Below are 11,979 nucleotides of genomic sequence, written 5' to 3' on the forward strand. Positions count from 1 at the left end.
GCACACACCCGGCTCAGGTCCGCATAAAGCCCTCGCACTCGCCCTCGGCCCAGGCGAGCGCCGTGTCCAGCTTCTCGCCCTGCGCGAAACGCAGCGCCATCTTGGTCAGCGTCGCCTGGAAGTAGATCTGCTGCGCGATCTTTGGCGGCGCCGGATACGCTGCCATCGACAGGGTCTGATGATTGTACGGGTTCGGATAGTGATAGAGCGTGCCCTTCGGCGGTCCCACCTCGGCCCAGGTCTTCAGCGTGGTCAGGTTGGCATAGGCGGGCAAATCGTAGCCGCCGCTCGCCTCAACGAACTTCGCGATCGCCGACGGCGAGGACAGGTGAACGAGCAGGCTCTTGGCCGCCTCCTTGTTCTTGCCAAAGCTCCACACGCCCCAGAAGTAGGGCAGGAAGGGCGCAAAACGCCCCTTTGGGCCGGCCGGGAAGCCGTGCGTCCAGCACTGCTCCGCGACCTGCGGTGCGTCGCGCTTGGCGACCGCCCAGGCACTCGGCGGGTTCAGGATCATCGCGCCGCGGCCCGAGATCAGCCATTTGTTGTTGGAGGCGTCGTCCCATGACGGGGCATCCGCGGGCAGCACAGCGATCAGCTTCTTGTAGAATTCGAGCGCCTGCCGCACCTCATCGGTCTTGACGGTGACATCGCCCTTGGCATTGACGAGCTCGGCGCCGAACGACTGGAAGATCGCACCCGCGGTGTCGACACTGTCGGTGGTCTCGCCGAGACCAATGCCGAAGGGGAAGCCGCCCTTCTGGCAGGCTTCGGCCGCCTTCAGGAAGGTTTCCATGGTCCAGTTGTCGGCTTTCGGCGGGCTACCTGCCGGATACATCTCCTGAACGTCGATGCCAGCGTATTTCTTCATGAGGTCGATGCGGGAGCAGGGGCCTTTGATCTGGCTGCCCGGCGTCGCGGGCACCGCGAGCCATTTGCCGCCCGACTGTCCGAGATATTTGACGGTGCCGTTCACCTCGCCATTCTGCTTGATCAGCGGCTCCATGACGTCGTTGAGCGGTTCGAGATTCTCGGAATAAGCGTGCGGCCACCAGCTCGGCATCTGGAGAATGTCGTGACCCGACTTGGCCTGCGCTTCGGCCGCCGCGGTCAATTCGATCTTCTTGTTGTTGCTGGTGATGTAGTCGATCGAGACGTCGACCTTCTCCCTGTCAGCCCATTCCTTGACGAGGGCGGTGGAGGCGTCGTTGGCGCCGGGTACCCAGTGGTCCCAGAAACCGATCGAGAGCTTGCCGGCGGCGTAAGCGCCTCGGACGTAGGGCGCCGTGATTAGCGCCGCGGAGGACATTGCAGTAGCAGCCACAAATTGACGTCGCGTCAGTCTCTTGCGTGACATCTCGTTTCCTCGCTTGGGTGTTTGTTGTTGGAGTTTCCTCTTTCAGTTTTTTGAGTTTTTGTTCGGGAGTTTCTTGTTTGAAGCCGTCGTCCCAGTTGGCCAATCGAGGGCGCGGCAAATTGGTAGCGCGATCAGATCATGATTGATTGCGTCTGTCGAGAAATCCGAATGCCTCGCGCTCTAGAACTAACGTTGCGTACGGAGGGGTAGGAGCGCCAGTCGGCAGTGAACCGCCGCGGCTCTTTTTGCGACGCACACTTTTGAGCAAGCCGGGCCCAAGACGATCCGTGCGCAATTACGCCGCAGTTCCGAATGAGCCTGCATAACCGCTTCGTGCGAAAGACCTTTCGGATGGGGACGGGGGCGGCACGCGCCTAGACCTCGGCGTAGCGAAAACGATAGAGTTGCAACCGGCAGGAGGCCTGCCGTTCTGAGAGGGTAAGCAGATCGACATGGAGACCAGAATGATCACCCCGGCGCCGACAGCGCGGCTTCGCCTGCGACGATGGCTCGCACTCGGGTCCGTATTCACCTTGCTGCTCGGCGCAGCCGCGGTTGCGAATGCCCAAGGTTTGGTCAAGGGCGTCCAGGACGGAGCCGCAGCCGGCAACAAGGCGGCAGGTCCCGTCGGCGGCGTCCTGGGCGGCGCGATCGGTGGCGTGGTTGGCGTCTTCACCGGTGTGCTCGGCGTCAACAACAATAATGGCAATCAGGCACCGGCTGCCAAGGATGCCGGCAAGGATGCAAAGGACGCGAAGCAGCAGGGCGCCGGCAAGGACAAGGATGCCAAGAGCGCCAAGGAGAATGCCAAGGAGACCAAGGAGAACGCAAAGGGTGCTAAAGGCGCCAAGGCGACCAAGGAAGCCAAGAACGCGCCGCAGGACAAGGATGTGACAGTCCTGACCCAGAACGGCGCGCCGCAGCTGACCCCTGACCAGATCGTCGCCAACAGCGATTCCTATATCGAGCGCATCAAGACCGAACTCAACCTCACGCCCGATCAGGAGAAGCACTGGTTCGGTTTCTCCAGCTCCATGCACTACCTCGGGCACAATGGCGCCGAGCGGCTCAACCTGCGCGTCGAACGTGCCAAGCGGGATCCGCCTGACGATATCATCGAGCAGATGCGCAACGAGGCGCAGTTCCTGATCGACCGCGCCGCCGATCAGCGCAACGTCGCCGACGCCGCTGAGCCCTTGTTTTCGAGTCTCGACGACAAACAGAAGCAGGTTTTCATCGAGGAGATGGTGCACCTCAGCCACGAGCGCGGCCTGGATTGATCGGACTTGAGTCGGATTGTCCGCGTTCGGGCAATTTGACGGACCACGAATTCGTGAATCCGTTGCGCAATTGGGGTATGCTTAGCTTCGCGAGTTGGCTGCGAGGTTGATATGGCGGACGGACTCTCCGTTTTCCTGGTCGAAGACGAGGCGTTGATCCGAATGATGGTCGTCGACATGGTGGAGGAGCTTGGCCACCATGTCGTCGCGGAAGCGGACAATGTGCGCGATGCAAGCGCCTTCGCGATGACCGCGCAGTACGATTTCGCCATTCTCGACATCAATCTGATGGGCCTCTATGTCGACCCTGTCGCCGACCTGATCGAGCGTCGCGGCAAACCGTTTCTGTTCGCGACGGGCTACGGGCCGGAATTGCTGCCGTCCTTGCTTCGCCGTCGGCCGATCCTGCGCAAGCCGATTGCCATGGACCAGCTCAAGGCGATGATCGACTCGCTGTTTCCGGAAGAGCCCGGCAGGACGCCACATTGAAGGCGTGCGGTCGTTAGGTCAGAGATTCTGCCATAGCGCAACGAAAACGGCCGCCCTAGGGGGCGGCCGTTTCATTCCAACGCGTGGATCGTCTTACATCAGGCCGGCGCTGAGATCGACGCCCTGCGCCATCAGACTGAACGAGGCAAGCAGGCCTGCGCAGCAGAATATGATGATGGCCTTGAAAGAATAATCGCTCGACTGCGTCTTGACGGCAGCCGGCATTTCGGCGAGCGAAATCATGCTCATGTTCATTCCCCCCTTGTTGACCCCTGAATTGCATCAGGTGAGGGAACTCCTAGAGCAAAAAGTTTGACACCGGATTGCGAGAGATCCTTAACGGAATCGCAATCGATCGCGTGTTTGCGCGAGCAGCAGGAGCTACGGCAAGCCCTGGTTGCGGCCGGCTTTCAGCACCGTGGCGATGGTATTGACCGTCATGGCGGCGCGGTCCGAGGCGCGCTGCGCTGCCAGCCGGTCCCTGGCCTTTTCCTCGATCAAGAGCTCGATCAAGGCCAGCCGCTTGTCCTCGTCGTCCGCCTCCAGCAGCAGGCGGTGATAGCGATGATAGTCGAAGCCCAAATCCTGCTTACGCATGTCACGCCCCCGTACCCTACGCCACACACACACAATCGAACTGTTTCTCATCGGACACAGACGGGCAAGTACGATCCTGCGTCGAACCGCACCTTCGATGCAATCAGCTGTGCATTACTTGCCGCGGCTTGCTGCGGCTCAATCCGGATTGTGGTCGGCGAACATCTTCAGGCCGACGAAGCTCGCATCGGGTTTCGTGACCAGTCGGGTTGGGATGTTGCGGAGATAGTCCTGGAAGCGCCCCTTGGCTTCGAAGCGCGCCCGGAATGCGGAGGCCGCGAGGAACTCCGGAAAGCGCGGCGCAATACCGCCTGCGATAAAGACGCCGCCGCGGGCACCGAAGGTCACCGCGAGATTGCCCGCGACGGAGCCGAGGATGGCGCAAAACATATCGAGCGTCGCGCGGCTGAGCACGCAACTGCCGTCCAGCGCCGCCCTTGTGATGCCCGCGGCATCGCGTTGCGGCACCTGAGCGCCGTCAACCTCGGCCAGCGCTTCGTAGAGGCTCTGCAGGCCGGAGCCGGACAGCGCGCCGCGCTCGATCGAGACATGGCCAAAGCGCCGGCGCAAGGACGCGATGACGCGCTCCTCACGTTCGGTCTCCGCCGGCAGGGTGGCGTGGCCGGCCTCGGTGACGACGGCCAGCCGGGCGCCGTGGCGCTCAACCAGACAGGAGACGCCAAAGCCCGTTCCGGGGCCGACCACCAGCAACGGCTCCCCCGACATGCCGTCCTGCCCGCCGAGCGGGATCAGGTCGGCCGGCTGCAAGGCGGGCAGTGACCAGGCCACCACCTCGAAATCATTGAGCACGTGGACGCTGTCGAAGCCGAGCGCCGGCTGGAGCTCGTTGCCGTCGATGACCCACGGACTGTTGGTCATGACGCAGCGGTTATTGGTGACGGGTCCCGCGACGGCCAAAACGGCTCTGGCCGGTCTCTCGCTGCCGGTCCGGCGGAGCACGTCAGTGATGGCTTCGCGGACTGTCGGGTGGTCTGCGACCTTCACATAGTCGATCGGTCCGATCTGATCGTCGTGGCTCAGCGCGAAGCGCGCATTGGTACCGCCGATATCGGCGAGAAGAATTTTGCCTGTCTTGCCGATACTCATGACCATCTGGCTACCGCGGCCGTTGCCGGCTGCGGGAACCCTCTTCCTCCGCCCTTCGAACCGATCCGCGCATCGCGAATATCAGAGAATCCGCCCTTCGATGCGGCTAGTCAACACGGACGTCGCCAAAGCGTTGCATGCCGGGGACGACGGGCGCGCGATTTGCGCGACATCGTTGCAGGATGTCGGTGGTTGCGGAGCAGGCCGGGAAGATCGACATTGAGAGAGCGGCCGGCGCCGGTTGCGCCGGGCGGATGGAATGGGACCTGCGATGACGATTTCCGACCGCGACGTGCTACTGGTCATCGACGTGCAGAACGACTTTTGTACGGGAGGCGCGCTCGCCGTTCCCGGCGGCGAGAAAGTCGTGCCCGTCATCAACCGTATCGCCCAAAAATTCGCCAATGTGGTGCTGACGCAGGACTGGCATCCGGGCGACCACGTTTCCCTTGCGCCGAACCATGCAGGCAGGCAGCCGTTCCAGACCATCGAGCTCGATTACGGCACCCAGGTGCTTTGGCCGACGCACTGCGTGCAGGGCACGGCAGGCGCCGAATTCCACCGGGAGCTGCACGTCACCCGGGCGAACCTGGTGGTGCGCAAGGGCTTTCGCCGCGGCATCGATTCCTATTCGGCGCTGTTCGAGAACGACCACAGGACGCCAACCGGCCTGCTCGGCTATCTGCGCGAACGCGAGCTGAAGACAGTCTTCGTCGCCGGCCTGGCGCTGGATTTTTGTGTGCGGTTCTCCGCGGAGGACGCTCGCAAGGCGGGGTTCGAGGTTGCCGTCATCGAGGACGCCTGCCGGGGCATCGACCTCGACGGCTCGGTCGCAGCGACCCATCAGAGTTTTCGAGAGCTCGGCATTCCGGTTGTCAGCCTCGAGGCATTGCAGTGAGAAGCGCGAGGTAGTCGTGGCGGAAAAGACCGGCAAGCAGCCTAGCGGACCAGGGCATGTTCCTGATGATCCCTTGCTGTGGCCGTTCGCAGCGGCACGGCTCGCCATGGATGCCTGCTTCTGGTGGCTGGAACGCGGGCCGCCGGAGCAGGGCGACAGCAGTTTGCCCTGGACCACGCCCAATTTCGTTGCGCTGGAGCTTGCCACCATGCGTCTGCGCGATTGTTCGCGGACCCGGTCCGGCCAGCCGGCGCTGGTCTGCGCACCTTATGCGCTGCATCGCGCACTGATTGCCGACTTCGCGCCCGGCCACAGCGTGGTGCAATCGCTGCAGAATGGCGGCATCGACCGGGTCTATCTCACCGACTGGCGCTCGGCCACGCCCCACATGCGCTATCTCTCGATCGACAGCTATCTCGGCGACCTCAACGTCGCCATCGACGAAATCGGCGCGCCGGTCGATCTGGTCGGTCTGTGTCAGGGCGGCTGGCTGTCGCTGCTCTACGCGGCGCGCTTTCCGGCCAAGGTGCGGCGGTTGGTCCTGGTGGGTGCGCCGGTCGACCTCTCGATCGACTCTGCGCTGTCGCAGCTTGCCCGCAACGCGCCCGAGATGGTTTACGACCAACTCGTCGCACGGGGCGGCGGCAATGTCAGCGGCGAGGAGATGCTGCAGGTCTGGTCGAAAGCGCCAGGCCGCGACGACATCGCGGTGGCGTTGCAGAAGAACCTCGCGGACGAGGCGGGCGCGGCGCTCCTCGCGCGCTTCGACCGCTGGAATACCGAAACGCTCAACCTGCCGGGCTCGTACTATCTCCAGATCGTCAACTGGATCTTTCGGGAGAATCGGATCGCCAACGGAAATTTCACGGCACTCGGGCGCGCTATTGATCTGAAGCACGTCAAGGCGCCCGTCTTCCTGCTGGCCGGGCTCGACGACGAGGTCGTCCCCGCCGCGCAGGCGCTCGCCGCCGCCAAGCTCCTTGGCACGTCGCCGGCCTTCGTCGCGGCAGCTTCCGAGCCCTGCACCCATCTGGGCTTGTTCATGGGGGCGCAAACCCACACGCGGGCATGGCCCCGGATTGCCGAGTGGCTGCGCGATGACCTCTCCGGCGTGCTGGCGCGCAGCGCCTGACTTTGGCCAGCCTGACTTGACGAAGTGACGGGGCCGGCAAAGCTGCAAATCCGTTATGCATGATGGCGGATGGCCTGCACGGGGCCATGTCGATGGGTTAAATAGAGGCCAGAGCCGGCGACTGCCGGTCCGACACGATCAAGGGTCCTTTGCTCGATGAGTTTTCACTCGGTCTACGCCCACGGATTTGCGCGCGTGGCGGCCTGCGTCACCACCTCCCATGTGGCCGATCCCTCGGCCAATGCGAAGGCGGTTATGGCGGCGGCGAAAACCTGCCACGAGCAGTCGGTCGCGGTCGCGGTGTTTCCGGAGCTGTGCCTGTCCGGCTACGCGATCGAAGACCTCGTGAAGCAAGATCCGCTGCTCGATGCGGTCGAGCGCGGGGTGGCCGCGATCGTCGAGGCCTCGTCGGCGCTGATGACCGTGCTGATCGTCGGCGCGCCGCTGCGCTTTGGGGCCCGTATCTACAATTGCGCCGTCGTCATTCACCGCGGCGGCATTTTGGGCGTCGTGCCCAAGACCTATTTGCCGACCTATCGCGAGTTCTACGAAGGGCGCCATTTCGCCTCCGGCGCCGGCATGCTCGGTGAGACCATTGTGATCGGCGCACTGCGCGCTCCCTTCGGCGTCGACCTGCTGTTCGCGGCCGAGGATGTCCCCGGCCTCACCATCGGCGTCGAAATCTGCGAGGATATGTGGATCCCGGTGACGCCGGCCTCCGAGCTGGCACTCGCGGGCGCGAGCGTGCTCATCAATCTCTCCGGTAGCCCGATCACGATCGGCCGGGCGCGCTCGCGCGCGCTGCTGTGCCAATCGACGTCGGCGCGCTGTCTCGCAGCGTACGTCTATTCCGCCGCCGGGGCAGGGGAATCGACCACTGATCTCGCCTGGGACGGCCAGACCTCGATCTACGAGAACGGCGTGCTGCTGGCCGAGGGCGAGCGGTTCCGGCAGGACGGCCAGATCACGCTGGCCGACGTCGATCTCGACCTGCTGCGGCAGGAACGCGCGCTGATGGGCACGTTCGACGACAACCGCCGACAGCGCGAGGCGTTTTTCCGCAAGGTGACGTTTGCACTGAAGCCGCCCGCCACCGATATCGGCTTCCTGCGGAAGATCGAGCGCTTCCCGTTCGTGCCGAGCGACGAGAGCCTGCTCGAGCAGGATTGCTACGAGGCCTACAACATCCAGGTCGCTGGCCTGGTGCAGCGCATGCGCGCCACCGGCACCAAGCGTGTCGTCATCGGCGTGTCGGGCGGGCTCGATTCCACCCACGCGCTGATCGTCGCCGCCAAGGCGGTTGATCTGCTCGGGCTGCCGCGCGAAAACATCCTCGCCTACACCATGCCGGGCTTTGCCACCGGCAGCGAGAGCAAGGCCAATGCGTTTGCGCTGATGAAGTCGTTGCAGACGAATTGGCAGGAACTCGACATCCGCACCACGGCGACGCAAATGCTGAAGGATATCGGGCATCCCTTTGGCAAGGGCGAGAAGGTCTACGACATCACCTTCGAGAACGTGCAGGCGGGTCTGCGCACGGACTATCTGTTCCGGCTCGCCAATCACCATGGCGGCATCGTGATCGGCACCGGCGATCTTTCTGAGCTGGCGCTCGGCTGGTGCACCTATGGCGTCGGCGATCAAATGGCGCATTACAATGTCAATGCCGGCGTGCCGAAGACGCTGATCCAGCATCTGATCCGCTGGGTGATCGCTTCAAAGCAGTTCAGCGGCGACGTCAACAGGACGCTTGCCTCGATCCTGTCGGCCGAAATCTCGCCGGAGCTGGTTCCGGTCAAGCCCGGCGAGAAGCCGCAGAGCACGGAAGCGTCCGTCGGGCCTTACGAGCTCCAGGACTTCAACCTGTTCTACACGCTGCGCTTCGGCATGCGGCCGTCCAAGATCGCCTTTATGGCGCTGCAGGCGTGGAAGGACGTCGCCAAGGGCGAATGGCCACCGGCGTTCCCGAGCGATAAACGCAAGGCTTACGATCTTCCCGAGATACGACGCTGGCTCGAGGTGTTCCTGCGCCGCTTCTTCGCCTTCAGCCAGTTCAAGCGCTCGGCGATGCCGAACGGGCCCAAGGTCTCGGCTGGTGGCTCATTGTCGCCGCGCGGAGACTGGCGCGCGCCATCGGATTCGAGCGCTGCGGCCTGGCTTGAGGATCTCGAGCGGAACGTGCCGAACTGATCGAAGAGGACAGGCCAAACGACTTCGCGCCGCGCGGCCCATGTAGCCGGCGGCGCGAAATCACGCTCAATCCTGGAAAGCACGAGGTCCGGAGTGCCTAGGAGTCCGGACCTCGTAACCTTGCCCCAGCCTTTGATCCCACCGCCCCAAGTGGTCCCCCAACCCCGTGGTGCGCGATCAGAAGGTGATGCCCTTGAAAGGCCGCCGATCGATGTCCGCGATGTACGCGACATCTGAATAGGATTCCATTCCGGATCACTACGGACTCGAACGCGCTTGATTCTGCGCGCTGATGCATGTGCCTGCACCCGCTGCGCTCGCGGCTGCCCGAAATCGATGCAAGTGATCGACAGGATGTCCACATCTGCGGAACCTGCATTTCACGGGCCTGTCATTGAACTGGTCTAGCGCTGCCTCTGTCATCGTTGACGGCCAAGGAGCAAGCCATGTCGAAGCCGGTGTTGGGCGCCGCACTGTCCATCAAATCGATCCCCGCCCACCGCGACTGGCTGCTCGAACGGCAGCGCGATCTCGAAATCCAGGATTTTTTTCGCGCGGATCTGCTCGACGGCGACTGGCGAAGCGCGGCCGGCGACATCAAGCAGATGCTTTCAGGCCATACCGGACGCCTTGGCATCCACGGCCCGTTCTGGGGTTTCAAGATCGACAGCCAGGATCCGATGATCCGCCAGGTGGTGACGAAACGCCTGCTTCAGGGCCTTGATGCCGCTGAATTCCTTGGCGCGACGCAGATGGTGATCCATTCTCCGTTCACGACCTGGGACCACAACAATCTCGATCTCTATCCGGACAGCCGCGGCAATCTCGTCGAACGCGTGAAGGCGACGCTCGCCGAGGTGATCGCGCGCGCCGAAAACATCGGCTGCGAGATCGTCATCGAAAATATCGAGGACAGGGATCCGCGCGACCGCGTGCGCCTCGCCAAGGCGCTCGAAAGCGCCAAGGTCCGCGTCTCCCTTGACACCGGGCACGCCAATTACGCGCACGGTTCGACGGGCGCACCGCCGGTCGATTACTACGTCGAGACCGCCGGTGACATGTTGACGCATGTGCACATCCAGGACACCGACGGTTTCGCCGACCGGCACTGGGCGCCGGGCGAAGGCAACATCCCCTGGGCCGCCGTATTCCGTGCCCTCGGCCGGCTGAATTCGAACCCGCGGCTGATCCTCGAGCTCCGCAATCACGACGACGTCCGCAAGGGCGCTGCGCATCTCGCTGCGCTCGGTCTCGCCGAATAGCCGACATCACCAGAGGGCAGGGGCACCGCCATGAGCAAATTCACCCGTCGCACCATCCTGAAATCCGGCGGCGCGGCCGCGGGCACGCTTCTGCTGCCGCGCTTTGCGATCGGGCAGGCCGACAACCGTCCGTCGGTGACCATCGCCGTGCAGAAGGTCACCAACTCGAACGTGCTCGACGTGCTGCGTGAGCAGTCCAATGTCGGCGAGCGCGTGTTCTTCTCCTCGATCTGGGAAGGCCTGATCTCGAAGAACTGGCGCGGCAGCCTGGAAGCCGTGCCGGGCCTTGCCACCGAGTGGCGCCGCATCGATGACCAGACCGTCGAGGTGAAGCTGCGCCAGGGCGTGAAGTTCCACAACGGCGACGAGCTGACGGCAGAGGACGTCGTCTTCACCTTCAGCCGTGAGCGCATGTTCGGCGAGACCGAGGCCAAGAGCCGCAGCACCATCCAGGCCTTCGAGAAGATTCCGTTGCCGCGGCCGGGCAAGGAATTGCCGCCGGACGTCCCTGCCGTTGCCCGCCGCATCTGGCCGGACCTCGTCCGCGTCGACGCCGTCGACAAGTACACGGTGCGTTTCTACAATGCGACGCCGGACGTCACGATCGAAGGCCGGCTGTCGCGCTACGGCTCGGATATCGCCAACCGCCGCGCCTGGGCCGAATCCGCGAGCTATCTCGACTGGGCGCGCAAGCCAATCACGACCGGACCATACAAGGTCGTCGAGCTCAAGCCCGACGTGTCGTTGACGCTGGAAGCGCATGACGAATATTGGGGCGGCCGTCCGCCGCTCAAGCGCATCCGCTTCCTCGAAGTGCCGGAGGTCGCGAGCCGCATCAACGGGCTGCTCTCGGGCGAGTACCAGTTCGCATGTGACATCCCGCCGGACCAGATCGCCGGTATCGAGAAGAATTCGGCGTTCGAAGTGCAGGGCGGCACCATCCTCAATCACCGCCTGACCGTGTTCGACAAGAACCACGCCCAGCTCGCCAATCCGCTGGTGCGGCGCGCCTTCACCCATGCGATCGACCGCCAGGCGATCGTCGACAGCCTGTGGGCCGGCCGCACCCGCGTGCCGAAGGGCCTGCAATGGGAGTTCTATGGCGACACGTTCAACGCCGACTGGAGCGTGCCGGCTTACGATCCGAAACTTGCGCAGGACCTGTTGAAGCAGGCCAACTACAAGGGCGATCCGATTCCGTACCGCCTGCTCAACAATTACTACACCAACCAGGTCGCGACCGCGCAGGTCCTGGTCGAGATGTGGAAATCGGTCGGCCTCAACGTGGAGATCGAGACCAAGGAGAACTGGTCGCAGATCATGGAGCGTGCGCCGACCCGCGCCGTGCGCGACTGGTCGAACTCGGCCGCCTTCAACGATCCCGTCTCGTCGCTGGTTGCCCAGCATGGACCGAACGGCCAGCAGCAGCAGATCGGCGAGTGGACCAATGCCGAGCTGAACACGCTGTCGGAGTTTCTGGAGACCTCGATCGATCGCGCGGCGCGCAAGAAGGCGTTCCACCGCATGCTGGAGATCGCCGAGCGCGAGGACCCCGCCTACACGGTGCTGCACCAGAACGCGACCTTCACGGCCAAGCCGAAATCGATCAAATGGAAGGCGTCGCCGGCCTTCGCGATGGATTTCCGCGCTGGCAATTTCGAGGTCTGATC

General features: G+C 63.6%; 11 protein-coding genes. 7 read left to right on the plus strand and 4 right to left on the minus strand.

The window, feature by feature from the left end; all coding sequences use genetic code 11:
• Window positions 1–13 precede the first annotated feature (13 nt).
• On the minus strand, window positions 14–1,354 hold the full coding sequence (locus tag ACPPVR_RS22160) for an ABC transporter substrate-binding protein (RefSeq protein WP_426608712.1): 1,341 nt from the start codon (window positions 1,352–1,354) through the stop codon (window positions 14–16).
• Window positions 1,355–1,818: 464 nt separating this feature from the next.
• Here ACPPVR_RS22160 and ACPPVR_RS22165 point away from each other — a divergent pair, with 464 nt between their 5' ends.
• Window positions 1,819–2,634 carry a Spy/CpxP family protein refolding chaperone gene (locus tag ACPPVR_RS22165; RefSeq protein ID WP_426608713.1) on the plus strand — a complete coding sequence of 272 codons (816 nt, stop codon included), beginning with the start codon at window positions 1,819–1,821 and terminating at the stop codon, window positions 2,632–2,634.
• 111 nt (window positions 2,635–2,745) lie between these two features.
• Window positions 2,746–3,123 carry a response regulator gene (locus ACPPVR_RS22170; protein WP_426608714.1) on the plus strand — a complete coding sequence of 126 codons (378 nt, stop codon included), beginning with the start codon at window positions 2,746–2,748 and terminating at the stop codon, window positions 3,121–3,123.
• 93 nt (window positions 3,124–3,216) lie between these two features.
• Here ACPPVR_RS22170 and ACPPVR_RS22175 read toward each other — a convergent pair whose 3' ends face one another.
• The 3 genes from ACPPVR_RS22175 to glk form a co-directional block, all read right to left on the minus strand.
• Window positions 3,217–3,372 carry a hypothetical protein gene (locus ACPPVR_RS22175; protein ID WP_426608715.1) on the minus strand — a complete coding sequence of 52 codons (156 nt, stop codon included), beginning with the start codon at window positions 3,370–3,372 and terminating at the stop codon, window positions 3,217–3,219.
• 132 nt (window positions 3,373–3,504) lie between these two features.
• Window positions 3,505–3,720, minus strand: a complete 216-nt coding sequence (locus tag ACPPVR_RS22180; protein ID WP_426608716.1) for a hypothetical protein — start codon at window positions 3,718–3,720, stop codon at window positions 3,505–3,507.
• 138 nt (window positions 3,721–3,858) lie between these two features.
• Window positions 3,859–4,827 (minus strand): glucokinase, encoded by a 969-nt coding sequence (gene glk / locus ACPPVR_RS22185; protein ID WP_426608717.1) that lies wholly within the window; start codon window positions 4,825–4,827, stop codon window positions 3,859–3,861.
• A 259-nt stretch (window positions 4,828–5,086) separates the two neighbouring features.
• Here glk and pncA point away from each other — a divergent pair, with 259 nt between their 5' ends.
• The 5 genes from pncA to ACPPVR_RS22210 all read left to right on the plus strand — a co-directional run bounded on the left by pncA (window position 5,087) and on the right by ACPPVR_RS22210 (window position 11,977).
• Window positions 5,087–5,725, plus strand: coding sequence for a bifunctional nicotinamidase/pyrazinamidase (gene pncA / locus ACPPVR_RS22190; RefSeq protein WP_426608718.1), 639 nt, complete (start codon window positions 5,087–5,089; stop codon window positions 5,723–5,725).
• 16 nt (window positions 5,726–5,741) lie between these two features.
• Entirely contained in the window at window positions 5,742–6,857 is a 1,116-nt protein-coding gene (locus ACPPVR_RS22195) for an alpha/beta fold hydrolase (RefSeq protein WP_426608719.1), read from the plus strand.
• Window positions 6,858–7,013: 156 nt separating this feature from the next.
• On the plus strand, window positions 7,014–9,047 hold the full coding sequence (locus ACPPVR_RS22200; protein ID WP_426608720.1) for an NAD(+) synthase: 2,034 nt from the start codon (window positions 7,014–7,016) through the stop codon (window positions 9,045–9,047).
• 446 nt (window positions 9,048–9,493) lie between these two features.
• Window positions 9,494–10,309 (plus strand): sugar phosphate isomerase/epimerase family protein, encoded by an 816-nt coding sequence (locus ACPPVR_RS22205; RefSeq protein WP_426608721.1) that lies wholly within the window; start codon window positions 9,494–9,496, stop codon window positions 10,307–10,309.
• A gap of 30 nt (window positions 10,310–10,339) precedes the next feature.
• A complete protein-coding gene (locus ACPPVR_RS22210; protein ID WP_426608722.1) occupies window positions 10,340–11,977 on the plus strand; it encodes an ABC transporter substrate-binding protein in 1,638 nt (545 codons plus the stop codon).
• Window positions 11,978–11,979: the final 2 nt, after the last annotated feature.

The sequence above is a fragment of the Bradyrhizobium sp. McL0616 genome (assembly GCF_049993385.1).
Classification (GTDB): Bacteria; Pseudomonadota; Alphaproteobacteria; order Rhizobiales; family Xanthobacteraceae; genus Bradyrhizobium.